Here is a 15,143-nt window from a genome sequence, read left to right as displayed (position 1 = left end):
GCTTCATATGAAGAAACGAGTGCTCATCCCCATCCTTGTGCTTTGTCTCCTGTTGCTCTCCCTCTGGCTCTATCTACGCCAGGAGGCACCTGCCGATCCCATCAACTACCAGGCAATGGTCTCTGATGACCAAGTAACTGTCACAGAGTCAAAGGACGATATTGTCTTTACCCCGGCAGGCGGCAAGACAACGGTTGCCTTGGTCTACTATCCTGGGGGGAATGTGGCGCCACAGAGTTTTGCCTATGCAGGTCGGGGCATCGCAGAGGCAGGCTTTCAGGTGATCATCCTCAAGGTGCCTTTTGCTTTGGCCATCTTCGACATCGGCGCCGCCTATCCCTATCCCGATAGGTATCCTGAGATTGAGCATTGGTATCTTTCAGGTTTCTCGTTGGGGGGGACAGCCGCATGTTTTGCCCTGGCAAAACAGGATACCCGGTTTGAGGCACTCATCCTCTATGCCTCCTATACCGATGCAAAGCACTCCCTCAGGGATGCAGGGCTGAGGGTACTCTCCATCAGCGGTTCCAACGACGGACTGGCAACTCCCCAGAAGATAGAGGCTGGCAAGGCGTTCCTCCCCTCCGATACCCGGTTTTTGGTGATCGAAGGGGCCAACCACACCCAATTTGCACTGTATGGCGGGGGCAAGATCCAGAAGAACGACACCAAGGCTGGCATAGAAGCCATGGCTCAACAGAAATTGGTTATCGAGCATACCGTTGCATTCCTCCAGGAAAGCCTCCAATGAAAAGAAGAGCTTCTTCTGTCCCAGATTTTTCCTTACTCTGTTTCTGACCAGATGGGGAGTATCTGATGGTTTGTGGTCTTTGATTTTATTACATTTTTATTTATGTGTATAAAAACCATACACAAAAAAAAGGAAAAAAAGGGTTATTTTCTTTCTCACAAAATATCTGCCCTATGTTTTTCCACTCCCCCATGGTATTGTTCTCCTATGGTTCAGAAAATTGAGATATTCCAGATGAACTTGAGGTATTGTTCTCCCTGCGCTGATTTTCTTGAAAGAGCGGTGTAGTGTGAGAATTCACCCCAGGGACCGTACCAGTATTATCAAGCGTACAGTGGTAATTGTCTTGCCCTTGGTGGCTCTCTTTTTCCTGCTCTTCTCCCTCTATGAAAATTCCCTTGCCCGACAGGCAACCCTCCTTCTGCAAAATGAACAAGAGAAGGGAAATGCGATAATCGCGAACCAATTGGAAGGGACCTTGTTCCAATTCGTATCAGACCTTCTCACCGTGTACGATTCGAATGAGTTTTACAACTATTTCCAGGAGACTACTCCCTATTCCCACCATGAGCTTGAACAACTTTTCCTGAGGATTGCGAACAAGAAAAAATACATAAACCATATACGGTTGCTCGATGCAACAGGGATGGAGACCATCAAGATCGACCACTATCCTGATACTGATGCAATCCCTTCTGATCCAGCAACGATGAAGGATTATCGTGATACGGACCTGCTCCACTTTGCCCTCAGCCAAGGTCCGGATACCCTGTATATTTCTCCCATAAGCTTGGAGAGCCACCAGAACAATAACGATGGTCATGCAGGCCCTGCAATGTTCCTTACCATCCCTGTCTACAGGGAAGGTTCTTTCAAAGGGTTACTTATCATGGATTATGATGCCTGTTCATTCCTCTCCTTCCTGAAGGACTATCAGGTTTCCATGACAAAGGATATTGTTTTTGGCTTGATCAACAATGGCGGGAAGTGGATCAAATATGGGGCCAATATCTGTTTTGACTACCAGCTTCATTTTGGAGATGGCTTTGGTTCGCTATTTGAGCAGGCCCCGGGTATTGAGGATCAGATACGTACCCAGTATACAGGGCATTATGTTTCCCAGGATTTGGCCTATGCCTACCAGGCGGTACATGTGACCTCGGCCCAAAAGCTATCCTGGTATCCCGATGAAGGGAGATTGTGGACGGTTGTAAGCTATTTCCAGCTTTCTGATTTGCCTACACTGAGCCAACATCCCTTGCTGAGGGCATCTTACCTGAAATGGGTCCTTGCCTTTCTTCTCTTGTTTTTTGGGATACTCTATATAGTATTTCTCCAGTTGAGGAATGCCGACAAGCTGCAGCTGCGGGTGAGCTCCCTCATCTCAAGCTACTCGGGCAATGGTATTGCGGTAACCGATGAGAAGCATCGCATAACCTTCTGCAACCATGCCTTTGAAGTGCTTTCAGGGTACAGCCAAAGCGAACTTATGGGAAAAAGTAGCCAAGACCTGTTGCTTGGGCGCAGTGAGGAAACCCAAGCATCCTTGGAGAGTACTCCTGTCTGGGTCAGTAACCGTGATGGCAACCACTACATGGTAAACCTTACCCAGACACATGTAGGTATTGTGTCAAGGAAACAAGAGTTCATTGTTGAGGTGTATGTCGGCTCCGACTGGAAGGTAGCCGAGTTTATCTCCTATGTAGGGAAGGATCCGCAAAATAGACTCCCCTCGCTCCTGTTCTCCTCAGTGAACGAAAAATTGCAGCAGCAAAGGCCCCTGTTCTGCCTGCTGATCCACTTGGATCAACACAAAAAATATGACTTTCATACCATGTTGATGGAGCAGAGTAGCTTTTCTCTTGCCGTGGCTGCCCATATTGCAGGCCTGTTAGGAACGAAACATGCAGTGTATGCATTCTCTCACGTTACCTATGTTGTCTTCCTGGAAGGGGATGATACAGGCCGAGTGGTCATGAAGGTCGAAGAATTGTTGAGAGGGTTGGAACAAAAGTATGGCAATGTATCCGCTTCCACTCATCTGAAGGCAATCTGTGGTTTTTCAAGCTATACTGGGGGAGGGATGTCCATTGAGACACTCCTGATGCAAGCCTCCCTGGCAACCCAGGCGATACAGGCCTCCCCGATTGGCAATTCCCTGCAATTCAGCGAGATGGTGAATAGGCAGTTCTTGCGCAAACAGGCGATCCTTGCAGCCCTTCCCCAAGCCCTCCTCTCTGATTCACTTGATCTCTACTATCAGGCTCTGGTTGATGTGGAAAGTGGCCGAATCCTTGGTTCTGAGGCCCTGATCCGCTGGATACACCCTGAGTTGGGATTCATTGCCCCCGATGAGTTTATCCCCCTTCTGGAACAAAATCATATGTGCGGTTTGCTGGGTGAGTTTGTCATTCGGGCGGCAGTACGCTTCTTGCAGGACCATGGTACACTCTTGAAAATGGTCAACCCTGATTTCTCCCTGGCCATCAACCTCAGTGCAGAGGAACTGACTGACCCTGCTATCATTGAGCTCATCGGTAGGGAACTGCGTGAAAAGCAGGTAGACCCACAACTTCTCGAACTGGAGCTGACCGAACGTACAGCAGTAGAGAATCTCCATTCAGCCGACCAGGGAATGGAACAACTCCATGCAATAGGGGTGGGGATCACCATCGATGATTTTGGTACTGGCTACTCCTCCCTCTCCTACCTGATCGAGCTTTCCATTGACAAGATCAAGATTGACCGCTCCTTCATAGCCAACTACCCCGATCCCGATGCCATTACCATCTACAAGACGGTGGTCCTTCTTGCCAAGGAACTTGGGATGACCGTTGTGGCAGAAGGGGTGGAGACAGAAGAACAACTACAGTTCCTGCAACAGATCGGTTGTGGACAGTATCAGGGGTTCCTTTTTTCCAAGGCAGTTCCGGAGGCTGAGTTCATCGGGCAATTGGAGCGTCAGATAGAAGAGCTGCTCTCATGAGATGTCTACCTTTGCCTGGAATAGAGCAGGAAACGTAGCCAAACGTCCTGCTGGTAGGATATTGTCCCAGTATTGTGCGTTTTGAAAAGGGGTAGCCATGGAAGACGTTCTGTTCATTGGTGTTGATATCGGGGGAACAAAGACCTCCGTAAGCATAGGGAATGAAGAGGGTGCAATCCTCAACAAAATACAGTTTCCCACACAAAAGGGGCCGCAGCAGGTACTCTCTGATTGCTATCTTGCCATTGATGAGCTCCTCAAAGGGTTCGACAGGCTGAGGGTACAAGCCATTGGGATAAGCTGCGGAGGTCCTTTGGACAGCAAGAGGGGCCTCATCCAAAGTCCTCCCAACCTTCCTTTCTGGGATGATATCCCTGTAGTCCAGTTGTTTCAGGATAGGACAGGCATCCCTGCCTATCTGGAGAATGATGCAAATGCCTGTGCCCTGGCCGAATGGCTTTGGGGCAGTGGAAAGGGGTGCTCCTCCATGATCTTCCTGACCTTCGGGACAGGATTGGGTGCCGGTCTTATCCTTGATGGGCGGCTCTACCGTGGCAAGGGGATGCTTGCTGGGGAGGTAGGGCACTGGCGAATGAAGGATGATGGACCCATGTGTTACGGAAAGCGGGGATCCTGGGAGAGCTTCTGTAGCGGTGCAGGCATCAGCTCCCTGTACAGGGAGAAGACACGCCAGAGCATTTCTGCCAAGGAGATATGCCTTTTGGCAGAAGAAGGTGACGAGACAGCCCTTTCCGTGATGACCCTCAGTGCCAAGACCCTTGGGCAAGGGCTTGCCCTTCTCATCGACCTGCTCAATCCTGAACGAATTGTCATAGGAAGTATCTTCTGTCGATGTGAGGGCCTGTTCAGGTCCATCATGGAAGAGGAAATAGAGAAAGAGGCTCTGGCACAGAGTGCCCAGGCTTGCAAGGTCTATCCCTCTGCCCTTGGGGAGTTTCTTGGGGACATGGCAGCCCTGGGGATTGCGATGGACAGGTATGCCCAGAAAGGAGGCCGATAATGAAGTACGGACTACATGAGTTGCTTATGAGATATCCAGAGCTTGCCAGCATGGAGGATACGCTTTCTGAAGCTGCCCATCTGCTTGAGAGGAGCATCACCTCCGGAGGCAAGATCCTTGTCTGTGGCAATGGAGGAAGTGCTTCCGATGCAGACCATATTGTGGGGGAGCTGATGAAAAGCTTCGTAAAAAAGCGGCCCATCGCCAAAGAACTTGAAAAGGCCCTTGTGGAGACCGACCCAGAGAGGGGAGCAATGATCGCATCCCTCCTGGAGGGTAGCATCCCCGCCATCTGCCTATCGGCCCATACAGCCCTTTCCACAGCATTTGGCAATGATGTAGAGCCCGCAATGTCCTATGCCCAGCAGGTGGGTGGGTATGGCCAGGCAGGTGATCTGTTTTGGGGCATCTCCACATCGGGGAATGCAAAGAACGTCCTCTATGCTGCAGTAGTGGCCAAGGCCAAGGGCCTGAAGGTTTTGGGTATGACCGGTGAGGGGGGAGGAGCGCTCAAGAGCCTGTGTGATGTCTGCATCAGGGTCCCCCAGAGGGAGACCTTCAAGGTCCAGGAACTCCATCTTCCGATCTATCATTGGCTCTGTATCTATCTTGAATCCTGCTTCTGGTAGGGCTTGGATGGGCACAAAAAAAGGGAACCCCTAGGTTCCCTTCCATTGCCGTTCGTCCGAGGACTAGTAGCGGTTGTTGTTGTAAGACGGGCGGGGTTTTGCAATGGCTTCGTTAACGCGGAGGTTACGGCCATCGATTTCCTTACCGTCGAGCTGGGAGATAGCGGCTTCTGCAGCAGAATCCTCTTCCATCTCTACGAAACCAAAGCCCTTGGGGCGACGGGTTTCGCGGTCAATGATGATATTTGCACTCAGAACGTTACCGTACTGTGCGAACAGGTCCCGAAGTTCTTCTTCGGAGGTGTTGTAACTCATGTTACCAACGTAGATTTTCTTTGCCATTAAAAGCATCCTTTACAGGCTTGGCCTGTATTCAAAATATTGCTCTATTTGGCGCAGTCTCGAACTTTTAGCCTGTCTGCTGGAGGATTCAGTAAAGAATGCATACATACTTAAGATAGGATAACGGACTAGCTGCAACTCAAAAAACTAAAGCAACTGCATCCTACCACGAGAAGAACGGAATGTCAATCGAGCCTTAGTGATGATTTGTAGAACCTTGCTGAATTTTTAATGAAATTGATAAAGAAATATGGTGAAGCGTGGGAAAACCTTGCAGAGAGTAGGGTTTTCCCTGCATTTGGCAGACAATTTTCCGGCTATGGTGAGGAGAATATGGATAATTCTCCTGGACCAAGAGGGTGAGTGCTGCTACGATGATCTTCTGGAGGTGGTGATGATGAAGCATATTGAGGTTGCTGCTGCCATTCTAGTGCAGGGTCACAAGGTTTTTGCGGCACAACGGGCAGACAAGGGAGAACTCGCCCTCAAATGGGAGTTCCCCGGTGGCAAGCTGGAAAAAGGTGAGAGTGGCGAAGAGGCCATTGTCAGGGAGATCTTCGAGGAACTTGGCATTGAGATCGTTGCCAATGAGCTTCTCCTTACCGTCGAACACCAGTATACGAACTTCTCTTTGACCATGCATGGCTATCTTTGTGAGATCATCCGAGGGGAGCCTACCCTCAGCGAGCATCTCTGTTGCAGGTGGCTGGGAAAGGATGAGCTCTATTCAGTGCCCTGGGCTGAAGCAGACCTTCCCATCGTCAAGGCCGTCTCCTTCTTGTTGGGGTAGGTATGAGTGATTCTATGCGGATGTCCCTGGAGAAGAGTGTGGGGACAGGATTCCTCGATGAGTCCATCGAATCTTCCGGGGACCTACGCCCCAATCTTGTGCTCAATGACCCTCCAAGGAGCAAGGTGCTCTCCACGCTGCTCAAGGAACTGCAGTGGTGCACCTCCTTTGATTTCTCCGTTGCCTTTATCACCACAGGGGGGCTGGCAATGCTGCAGCAGGCCCTCCTTGAGGCCCAGAGCCGTGGGGTAGAGGGAAGGATACTCACCTCAGACTACCTGACCTTCACAGAACCAAGGGCGCTTGAGCACCTGATGAACCAGTTTCCTTCCTTCGAGCTGAAGGTGTACAGCCAGGCATCCTTCCACGCCAAGGGCTATCTGTTCCATCATGCAGACCAGGGCATCTCCTCCCTTATTGTAGGCAGTTCAAACATCACCCATGGGGCCCTCTCAACCAACAGGGAGTGGAATGTCCGCCTGGTGTCGCTCCAGGAGGGAGAACTGCTGAAGAAAACCCAGGAGGAGTTTGCCAGTGCCTGGGATAGGGCAATTGAGGTCAGCCCAGCATGGCTAGGCCATTACCGCATGCTCTACGATAGCCACAAGAGATCTGTCCAGGAGGGCTTTGTCCCTGTCTATGCAGAGGAGCCTGCACAATGGCCCGTCCTTGGTTTTACTGAAATAGTTCCCAACTCCATGCAACAGGAAGCCCTGGCCTCTCTCGAGGCCCTTCGTAGAGCGGGGAAGAACAAGGCCCTGCTCATCTCGGCTACCGGTACGGGGAAGACCTTCCTCAGTGCCTTTGATGTTGCTAGCCAAAAGCCACAAAGGTTCCTGTTTGTGGTACACAGGCAGCAGATAGCCCAGGCCTCCATGGAAGCGTTCAAGGAGATCCTGGGATCTGACATCTCTTGCGGCCAGTTGGGGGGTGGGTATGCAGAGCTCGATGTGCAGTATCTGTTCTCCATGGTCCAGACCCTCTCCCAGGAAGAGGTTTTGCACTCATTCGCCCCTGACCACTTTGACTATATCGTAGTTGATGAGGTACATCGAAGTGGAGCCGACTCCTACCTCAAAATTCTGGAATATTTCAAGCCCTCTTTCCTGTTGGGTATGACAGCAACCCCCGAAAGGACAGACGGCTTTGACATTTACAGGCTGTTTGACCATACCATTGCCTATGAGATCAGGTTGCACCAGGCCTTGGAAGCCAATCTGCTCTGTCCCTTCCATTACTATGGCATCTCATCCCTGGATGTGGACGGGGTCCCTTTCGAAGACCTTTCAAGCTTCTCCTTTTTGGAAAACCAGGCGGTGAAGGTCAAGCAGATGCTCGACCGCTACAGCATCGGCACCTACCGCCGTCGTGGTCTCATCTTCTGCAGCCAAAATGAGGAGGCGAAACGACTCTCTGAGGGGCTTTGCTCCTTGGGCATCAAGGCTCTGGCCCTCAGCGGGTCCGATGAGGTGGAGGTCCGCAACGAGGCCTTTAGGCGCCTGGAGATGGAAGACGGGGAGGGTATGCTCGAATACCTTGTTGCTGTCGATATTTTCAATGAAGGTATCGACATCCCTTCCCTCAACCAGGTGGTGATGATCCGTCCAACCCAGTCAGCCATCATCTTTGTGCAGCAGATGGGACGAGGGTTGCGGAAGCATCCAGGAAAGGAGTATCTGACTGTTATCGATTTCGTAGCAAATTATGATAATAACTATATGATTCCTATAGCACTATATGGCGATACAAGCTACAAGAAGGACACGCTTCGCAAATTTGTAAGCGGGGAAAGCCTCAGCATTCCTGGCCCGTCGACGGTGAGTTTCGACAAGATTGCAAAGGAGCGGATATACGCTTCCATCAACGCAGCTTCCTTCCAAAAAAAGAGATTTCTCTCTGAAGAGTATATGAAGGTCAAGAAAAAGTTGGACAAGGTCCCGACGATGATGGACTTTGTCCGACTCAATGCGATCTCCCCCCTGCTTTTCATCGACTATGCCAAGAGTTATTTCCAGTTCAAGGCCTCTATTGGGGAGGTGGAGATAGGATCTCTCACCCCCCTACATCTGAAGAGCCTTCTGTTCTTTTCGCAGATACTTCCCAAGGGAATTCGTCCCTATGAGGGGCTGCTGGTCGGCCTCTTGATCGACCAACACCAAGGGATAACCCTGGAGCATCTCCAGTTACAAGTAAAGGACCGATATGGGTTCGTTGCAGATGAAGCCTCCCTTCTCTCCTCGATTGAGATGCTTCGGTGTGGGTTCTTTAGCCAGGCAAGGTGTAATGCCTTTGGAAACCTTCTCTATTGCGAAAGGAGAGGCAGTGCCATTGTCCCTACCCAGGAGTTTTCCACCCTCCTGCAAAACAGGGCCTACAGGGAGGAACTTGTGCAGATGCTCGCATTGGGCGAGTATGAGTACCGACAACACTACCTGGAAGGGAGGGGTGAGCACGACCTGGTCCTGTACCAAAAGTATACCCGTCAGGAGGTGTGTCGCCTCTTGAACTGGACGCGGGATGACTCCTCGACGATCTACGGCTATCGGGTGCACAAGGAGAGCCAAACTTGCCCCATCTTCGTGACCTACCACAAGAAGAAGGAGACCATCAATGCGAGTACCAACTATCCTGATGGCTTTCTCAGTCGGGACCTGCTGCGGTGGACAACACGCAACAACATCAAACTGCAGGGAACCGAGCCTCCCTACATCAGGGGTGAGAAAGGCCCGATGGAGAATCTGCTGTTTGTCCAGAAAAGCAATGATGAAGGGTTGGCCTTCTACTATTTGGGACAGCTGAAATTTTTGGCCAACGAGCAGAAGACCATACTCAACGACAAGGGAAAGCTCCTGCCCATCGTGGAGATGATCTTCCGTTTGCCCCAGAGCGTCCCCCAGGACCTCTACTCCTACATCATCGAGAAGGGCGAGGCTGAAGGGTCGGGCTCTTCTTCTGTTGTATAAGGCTTGTCCTCTCTTTTGCAGAAGTGAGAATTATCCGACCCAACCCTTGACGAATCGCAAACTCTGTACGATTGTATAGCTAGGATATGACAAACATCACACAGGAAAGACTTGATTTCTCACTATCCACTGGCTCTGCTTGCATGCAGAGAACTATTTTTTTGTTTTGTGATCCACATTTGCCAGAAATGGCTAGAGGAGCGAACTATGAACAAGAAACGTGAAACTATCAGGAAACCTATCGACCGTGAAATGGTCCCCGATTGGGATAAGGACGATAGGATTGCACCACCAAAACCAGAACCCAAAAAACGGAAACTCCACGATGAGGAAGAGGATATGATCTCAGACAAAGAGGAGTATTGAGGACTCCTCCCGTGATGGCCCCCATGCCTATGGTGTGTGGGCTTCCTTGTCTATAGAGGGCAGACCGCCTCTGCGAGGTTGCTGCCTGAGGCCTCTACCTTGAACTTGGGTATGGTCTGGGTATAGAGGGTCCTGCCTCCCTGGTCCTGGAATGCAACCTTCAGGGTGTACTCCCCCGGTCTGAGGTTGGCTGACCCTACCCATGCCGTGGAGGGCAAAAAGTGGGAGGAGCGTACATCTGCACTCTCTGAGGCATAGTTTGCAAGCTTGAACAGCCAGCTCAACAGCTCTTCCCCGGCTGTTGCCGTCTTTTCATGGTTGGTTACGCTGTCATAGACCGCAACCCCAAGGGCTTTGAGGGTGGAGCGTATGACTGCTTTCATCCTTGCCAGGGAGGAAGAGGCCTTGAAGGTCTCCATGGCTATCAAGCTCAGGCTCTCCAGCCGCTCCAGGGGGAAGCTGCTGCCATCCTCAAGAAAGACAACAACCCTCTGGACAGGGGATTTGCGTGCTGCCATGACAGGGTAGGCAATCTTCGCATAGTTGTTCCTGGAGACGTAGACGGCGTCAACGGCTTCATACTTCTGTGGGGCCAGTCCATTGAAGGCCAATAGGTTTAGCCTTGTTTTGCCCTCCGGGGCAGGAACCTCTTCGGCATCGAGGGAGGAGGGGATGGCAAATGGGTACAAGCTCTCCTGTGTCTGGAACGAACGGCGCACCTGGTTGAGGGAGTAGGTGGATAGGCCCTCCTCATCAAGGCCTTTGGCTACCACCATCGTAAGGTAGTTGGCCAGGGCCGAGGAGGAGAAGGAGGTTGAGTAGGTGCCCTCTGTGACGTTCTTGACTCCCTTGTCGTCTGCATACTTGGCGGCCTTCTGCATCTGTATTTCAAACTTCTGTTTCAGGAGGCTCTGTTTCTCGAGGCTACGGTTCAGTTCAACCAGGGCAGATTCCTCTTCACCCAGATGCAGATAGTTCAGGGCCTTGAATATATTGATGTAGATATCCTCATACGCTTCGCCCTGGTACTCCCTGGTATTGTCATTGATGATGAAGGATGCAATGTTTGCGGTGATGCTTTCGGTGTAGGCCTCCTGGATTTTCCGTTCGGAGGAGGAGAGTTGTTCGTTGGAAAGCTGGTAGTTGCCATACAGGCGGGAGAGGAGCCCTGCATCAAGGTCCATGATGAGCGAGCCTTGCTTTTGTATGATGGAGGCCTGCTTGGCAAGCAAACTCTCATATGCTGCCTTGAAATTGCCCTGCCTATAGAGATTTTCGGTATTTGAGATGTCTATGACCGAGGAACAGCCACCCAGCAGCAGGAGAAGGACCAGCAAGAGCAACAAGGTAATTTTTCTCATCTGTCCACGATTCCTTTATGCCACACATAGTTGGTTTTCGGCTATATACAAAAATGTAGCATTGTTGGGACCAAGTTGCAACAGAGAAAAAAGGGGAGCAGTTTTGAAACTGCTGTGACAATGCTGCACATATTCCTCCCTGTAGGGTAGGAACAGGGAGCAAGATACCTCTTTTCACCCTCTGTTCTCCCCATTCAGACATTTCTTTGGGTAATTTTCTATAAACCTCGTATATACTGGTGTACAATGGTTGTTATCCACTATAAGGGAGTGAACCTATGAAGAAAAAGATACAATTGAGCGCCCTTGCCCTGGTGCTCGTTGCCTTGCTGATCTCTTGCCAATCCACCGTCTCTGTCGATAGGCTTTCCTCTGATGTAAATATCGACCTGAGCGGCAACTGGAACGATACCGATATTCGACTTGTCTCTGAGGCCCTGGTGAAGGATAGCTTGCGCAGTCCCTGGCTTGACCAGTTCAGGATGCACAAGATGAAGAACCCCGTGGTGATCGTGGGAAGCTTCCTGAACCGCAGCAGCGAACATATCGATACCTCGATCATAGCCAAACGGTATGAGATAGAGCTCATCAATTCAGGAAAGGTTGACATGGTTGCCGATGTTTCCTTCAGGGCCTCCGTGCGTGATGAACGGGAGGAGCAGCAGTACTTTGCAAGCGAATCCACTGCCAAGGCCTTGGGTAAGGAGATCGGGGCAGACTACCTGTTGCAGGGGTCTGTCCGGACCAATCTTGACCAGGTTGGCGGAAAGTCGGTGCGTACCTACTACGTGTCTGCCGAGCTCATCGACATCGAGACCAACAAGAAGGTCTGGGTTGGGGAAGAGACCATCAAGAAGATGGTCAAGCAAAGCAAATACCAATTCTAGGATAAGGCAGTAATACGTATGAAGCATGCTAGATCGGCCCTCTTTGTGGTGTTGCTCTTTGTAGCCCTATCGCTTGGTAGTGGCTGCTCCTCTCTCGCTTCAGGTTCGGCCCCGCACTGGCTGGATACCCTCTATGACAGGCAGTACGATGAAGATACCTATCTTTGTGCCCTCGGCAGCGGCTCCTCCCGGGAAAAGGCCACCGATGCCGCCCTCTCCTCGCTTTCGCAGGTATTCAATTCCCAGGTTCGCTCAGTCACCACCGTCCTGTCCCGGTCCACGGCCCAGGATAGTGGGGACGGTCAGGTGAAGTTTTCCACCCTCTCGGAGATGGTGGACCAAGGCAGCGTCACTTCCAGCACCGATAAGATCGTGGGGGCCCAGGTGGTCAATACCTATGTAGATGACACGGCCAGGGTATACGTCCGAGTTGCACTCGACCGTAAGAAAACGGCGGAAATCTACCAGAAGGAGATTGATGAGCTGGACATTTCCATCATGTCAGTACGAAGGGAGCTCATCACACGGACAGAACCACTTGCACGGTATTTTACCCTGTTGAAGGCCCTTTCCTTTGCCCAAAGGCAGCAGGACCTCTATGACCAGATGCAGGTGCTTCTGAAAAAGAGCCAAAACTCAACCCTGTTCTCGCTGGAGCGCGAACTGGCAACGATTGCCTCCTCGGTGCGGGTAGCGGTGACCGTCGACAGCCTTGGTGACCACCAGATGCTGTTCTCAGCCTTCTCCCAAAAGTTGGTGGCCCTCGGCTTCTCGATCGTCCCCCTGGATGCGAATCCCTCGGCTTACCTGAACCTGCACTATGAGAGTACCCCTATTGAACTCAAGGACAGCCCATACAAATACGTACGCTATTCGCTTTCAGCCCAGCTGGTCAGTGGTGATGTTACACTCTTCACCTACCAGGTGAGTGAGCGTGAAGCTGCCTTGAGCAGTGAGGATGCCCAGAAGAAAGCCCTCATCCAGGCAACCACCCTCTCCGTTTCCGAGTTTTTCACCCTCTTGCAGAAAAGGCTTGGGGATAGTATGTAATATTTCTCTCTTGGAGGTCTCTCATGAAGAAGCTTTTGATCATGCTTGTTTCTGCTGTCGTCCTGTTCGGCTTGAGCGGATGTACAACCACAAAAAAAGATGCCCCAGCCCCAAAGCCGGTGGTGAAAGTAGTCCTAGGCGCCGATGGCATCCCACAGCCAGAGTGGGTCTATAAGGCAGTCTCTACCCAGGACATGCACTTTGAATCCGGATATGGAAAGATGAGCGACAAGCAGATCTCCATCAAACGTGCAACTGTCGAAGCCAAGAACAAGATTGCAGCTTGGGTTAGTACCTCGGTCAAGGAAGTGGTCGTCACCTATGTCAATGACGCCGGCAGTGGCGATAACCGACAGGCAATGGATGCCATGGAGACCATCAGCCAGCAGGTTGCTGAGGCGACCCTGTCAGGGGTGACTACGGAAAGCATGTGGATCGATGCTGACGGTGGGGTATGGGTACTCTGCTCGATCCCGCTAGCCAACATCGAAAAGAGCTTCGAGCCCGCTGCAGAGGCGGTGGCAGAGGCCTTTGTCGAAAGCGATGCAGCAGCTGCGGCAAACGCAAAGATGAAGGATGCCTTCGCCAACCTCCTCAAGAAGACCGACCGCTAAGCCATGGCTCGGATAGGGATAGTCCTTCTCATGCTCCTCCCCTTGCTCGGATGCTCTTCCACAGGGGGGCATCCCGAGAGAGGTGAGCAGTCGCTCTCCCTCTCCTTGCTTGAAATCCATACCTATCCGGCCAATGTCTATGTGGGGCTTTCGGGCCCCTATGCAACGGAGGAACATATGGTAGAGAGGGCCATCATCTCCTGTGCCAGGAGCATCCTCCTGGAAGAGGCCCTGGCCCTTGACTCCACCCTGGTGATGCAGGATGGAGCCGCCAAGGCATTTGCGGTGAAGGAGATGGCCTATTATGATGAAGAGGGCCTCAAGGGCGTCATAGAAGACCTTACCTTGCTCTCCGTATCGTTTGACAGCAGGGCTGGGGCGGTAGTACTTGCCCGATACTCCAGGAAGCCAGAGACCAGGCGCACCTACCCGGCAGGGCCAGACTTCGAAGGTCGTCCCCCATGGCTTACAAGCTACCCTTCTCTGGATGGCTACCGGTTTGGGGTAGGGAGCAGCAAGGCGTACTACTTTTTGAACGACTCGTTGGAGGCCTCTGATTTTGCGGCAGCGCAGAACCTTTTGGACCTCTATACCGAGCATGCCTATTCGGTAGCCCTCGATACCACAAGGGACGGGAGTGCCAAGGCGATGGATCGTGTGCTCTACCAGGCACAACGGGGCCTGTTGGTGGGCTTTGCCATCGTGGACCGATATTATGAACCCGAGACCGATACCTACTGGAGCCTTGCCTCCATCACGGAATAAGGAGTTACCTATGAACAAGAAACATATGGCCCTACTGTGCAGCATTGGCCTACTGCTCGTCCTGGTAAGCTGTGCTTCCACCCCCAAGCCAAACCCTGACGGATCACCCTACTGGACAACCTCCACCCCTAAGAATACCAGTACCCTCCACTATGAGGTAGGATCGGCAAAGCAGTCGACTGCCCAGCTCAGCCTGCTTCGGGCAGAGTCAGCAGCCAAGGATGCGATAGGCAGATGGGCTTCAACCACTGTTGACAACGCACTGGTGACCTTTGTGGAGGAGGCAGGGGAGACACTGAGAAACCAGCAGTCGCTTGAGGTCCTGCAGAGCCTGAGCGTGCAGACGGTCAACATAGCGCTGCGCGGGGTGTCGGTAGCCGAACGCTACACAGCACCTGATGGAACTGTCTGGGTTCTTTCCTCCTATCCTGTGAAGAATCTCAAGGATGCCTACAAGCAACAAACCCTGGCCTTGGAGCAAAAACTGGCGATGGCTGAGGCAAAGGCCACGGTTATGATGGAGTATCTGGAAAGCCAGCTCAATAAAGACCTATAGGGTAGTTGCTCACATGAGCATCAATTGATGTTTTTCTCCATAATGGCAATTCTTCTCTTGAC

14 protein-coding genes are annotated in these 15,143 nt (G+C 51.7%); 12 read left to right on the top strand and 2 right to left on the bottom strand.

Annotation, left to right across the window (positions count from 1 at the left end):
• Positions 1 to 7 precede the first annotated feature (7 nt).
• The 4 genes from ROJ03_RS06220 (at position 8) to ROJ03_RS06205 (ending at position 5,387) form a co-directional block, all read left to right on the top strand.
• A complete protein-coding gene (locus tag ROJ03_RS06220; RefSeq protein ID WP_313726141.1) occupies positions 8 to 751 on the top strand; it encodes an alpha/beta hydrolase in 744 nt (247 codons plus the stop codon).
• Between the two features lie 289 nt (positions 752 to 1,040).
• Entirely contained in the window at positions 1,041 to 3,737 is a 2,697-nt protein-coding gene (locus ROJ03_RS06215; protein WP_313726140.1) for an EAL domain-containing protein, read from the top strand.
• Between the two features lie 97 nt (positions 3,738 to 3,834).
• On the top strand, positions 3,835 to 4,758 hold the full coding sequence (locus ROJ03_RS06210) for an ROK family protein (RefSeq protein WP_313726139.1): 924 nt from the start codon (positions 3,835 to 3,837) through the stop codon (positions 4,756 to 4,758).
• The gene (locus ROJ03_RS06205) at positions 4,758 to 5,387 is read left to right on the top strand and encodes an SIS domain-containing protein (RefSeq protein WP_313726138.1); all 630 of its coding nucleotides are present in this window, start codon (positions 4,758 to 4,760) and stop codon (positions 5,385 to 5,387) included. The genes ROJ03_RS06210 and ROJ03_RS06205 overlap by 1 nt, the downstream gene beginning before the upstream one ends.
• Before the next feature lie 63 nt (positions 5,388 to 5,450).
• On the opposite strand, the gene ROJ03_RS06200 is transcribed toward ROJ03_RS06205, so the two are convergent.
• Positions 5,451 to 5,729 carry an RNA-binding protein gene (locus ROJ03_RS06200; protein WP_313726137.1) on the bottom strand — a complete coding sequence of 93 codons (279 nt, stop codon included), beginning with the start codon at positions 5,727 to 5,729 and terminating at the stop codon, positions 5,451 to 5,453.
• 394 nt (positions 5,730 to 6,123) lie between these two features.
• On the opposite strand from ROJ03_RS06200, the gene ROJ03_RS06195 reads away from it, so the two are divergent.
• From ROJ03_RS06195 to ROJ03_RS06185, 3 genes are all read left to right on the top strand, one after another.
• Complete coding sequence (locus tag ROJ03_RS06195) at positions 6,124 to 6,519, top strand: (deoxy)nucleoside triphosphate pyrophosphohydrolase (RefSeq protein ID WP_313726136.1); 396 nt, start codon at positions 6,124 to 6,126, stop codon at positions 6,517 to 6,519.
• Positions 6,520 to 6,521: 2 nt separating this feature from the next.
• Positions 6,522 to 9,482, top strand: coding sequence for a DEAD/DEAH box helicase (locus tag ROJ03_RS06190; protein WP_313726135.1), 2,961 nt, complete (start codon positions 6,522 to 6,524; stop codon positions 9,480 to 9,482).
• A gap of 207 nt (positions 9,483 to 9,689) precedes the next feature.
• The gene (locus ROJ03_RS06185; RefSeq protein ID WP_313726133.1) at positions 9,690 to 9,848 is read left to right on the top strand and encodes a hypothetical protein; all 159 of its coding nucleotides are present in this window, start codon (positions 9,690 to 9,692) and stop codon (positions 9,846 to 9,848) included.
• Between the two features lie 50 nt (positions 9,849 to 9,898).
• Here the strand turns inward: ROJ03_RS06185 and ROJ03_RS06180 are convergent, their stop codons facing one another.
• Positions 9,899 to 11,209 carry a hypothetical protein gene (locus ROJ03_RS06180; protein WP_313726132.1) on the bottom strand — a complete coding sequence of 437 codons (1,311 nt, stop codon included), beginning with the start codon at positions 11,207 to 11,209 and terminating at the stop codon, positions 9,899 to 9,901.
• A 278-nt stretch (positions 11,210 to 11,487) separates the two neighbouring features.
• Between ROJ03_RS06180 and ROJ03_RS06175 the strand changes: the two genes are divergently transcribed.
• Genes ROJ03_RS06175 through ROJ03_RS06155 form a run of 5 tightly spaced genes read left to right on the top strand, consistent with a single transcriptional unit; the run spans position 11,488 to position 15,081 of the window.
• Complete coding sequence (locus ROJ03_RS06175; protein ID WP_313726131.1) at positions 11,488 to 12,096, top strand: penicillin-binding protein activator LpoB; 609 nt, start codon at positions 11,488 to 11,490, stop codon at positions 12,094 to 12,096.
• Between the two features lie 18 nt (positions 12,097 to 12,114).
• A complete protein-coding gene (locus tag ROJ03_RS06170) occupies positions 12,115 to 13,146 on the top strand; it encodes an LPP20 family lipoprotein (RefSeq protein ID WP_313726130.1) in 1,032 nt (343 codons plus the stop codon).
• Between the two features lie 23 nt (positions 13,147 to 13,169).
• Positions 13,170 to 13,760 carry a hypothetical protein gene (locus tag ROJ03_RS06165; protein ID WP_313726129.1) on the top strand — a complete coding sequence of 197 codons (591 nt, stop codon included), beginning with the start codon at positions 13,170 to 13,172 and terminating at the stop codon, positions 13,758 to 13,760.
• A gap of 3 nt (positions 13,761 to 13,763) precedes the next feature.
• Complete coding sequence (locus tag ROJ03_RS06160; RefSeq protein WP_313726128.1) at positions 13,764 to 14,525, top strand: hypothetical protein; 762 nt, start codon at positions 13,764 to 13,766, stop codon at positions 14,523 to 14,525.
• Positions 14,526 to 14,535: 10 nt separating this feature from the next.
• A complete protein-coding gene (locus tag ROJ03_RS06155; protein WP_313726127.1) occupies positions 14,536 to 15,081 on the top strand; it encodes a hypothetical protein in 546 nt (181 codons plus the stop codon).
• Positions 15,082 to 15,143 lie beyond the last annotated feature (62 nt).

Source organism: Sphaerochaeta sp. PS, assembly GCF_032144095.1.
In the GTDB taxonomy this organism is placed as follows: Bacteria; Spirochaetota; Spirochaetia; order Sphaerochaetales; family Sphaerochaetaceae; genus Sphaerochaeta.
This window is presented reverse-complemented; position numbering and strand designations above follow the sequence as displayed.

Excerpts from the sequence above, each read along its gene's own strand:
- ROJ03_RS06220 (WP_313726141.1), top strand. The coding sequence starts at position 8 with ATGAAGAAACGAGTGCTCATCCCCATCCTTGTGCTTTGTCTCCTGTTG.
- ROJ03_RS06210 (WP_313726139.1), top strand. The coding sequence starts at position 3,835 with ATGGAAGACGTTCTGTTCATTGGTGTTGATATCGGGGGAACAAAGACC.
- ROJ03_RS06205 (WP_313726138.1), top strand. The coding sequence starts at position 4,758 with ATGAAGTACGGACTACATGAGTTGCTTATGAGATATCCAGAGCTTGCC.
- ROJ03_RS06200 (WP_313726137.1), bottom strand. The coding sequence starts at position 5,729 with ATGGCAAAGAAAATCTACGTTGGTAACATGAGTTACAACACCTCCGAA.
- ROJ03_RS06195 (WP_313726136.1), top strand. The coding sequence starts at position 6,124 with ATGATGAAGCATATTGAGGTTGCTGCTGCCATTCTAGTGCAGGGTCAC.
- ROJ03_RS06190 (WP_313726135.1), top strand. The coding sequence starts at position 6,522 with ATGAGTGATTCTATGCGGATGTCCCTGGAGAAGAGTGTGGGGACAGGA.
- ROJ03_RS06185 (WP_313726133.1), top strand. The coding sequence starts at position 9,690 with ATGAACAAGAAACGTGAAACTATCAGGAAACCTATCGACCGTGAAATG.
- ROJ03_RS06180 (WP_313726132.1), bottom strand. The coding sequence starts at position 11,209 with ATGAGAAAAATTACCTTGTTGCTCTTGCTGGTCCTTCTCCTGCTGCTG.
- ROJ03_RS06175 (WP_313726131.1), top strand. The coding sequence starts at position 11,488 with ATGAAGAAAAAGATACAATTGAGCGCCCTTGCCCTGGTGCTCGTTGCC.
- ROJ03_RS06170 (WP_313726130.1), top strand. The coding sequence starts at position 12,115 with ATGAAGCATGCTAGATCGGCCCTCTTTGTGGTGTTGCTCTTTGTAGCC.
- ROJ03_RS06165 (WP_313726129.1), top strand. The coding sequence starts at position 13,170 with ATGAAGAAGCTTTTGATCATGCTTGTTTCTGCTGTCGTCCTGTTCGGC.
- ROJ03_RS06160 (WP_313726128.1), top strand. The coding sequence starts at position 13,764 with ATGGCTCGGATAGGGATAGTCCTTCTCATGCTCCTCCCCTTGCTCGGA.
- ROJ03_RS06155 (WP_313726127.1), top strand. The coding sequence starts at position 14,536 with ATGAACAAGAAACATATGGCCCTACTGTGCAGCATTGGCCTACTGCTC.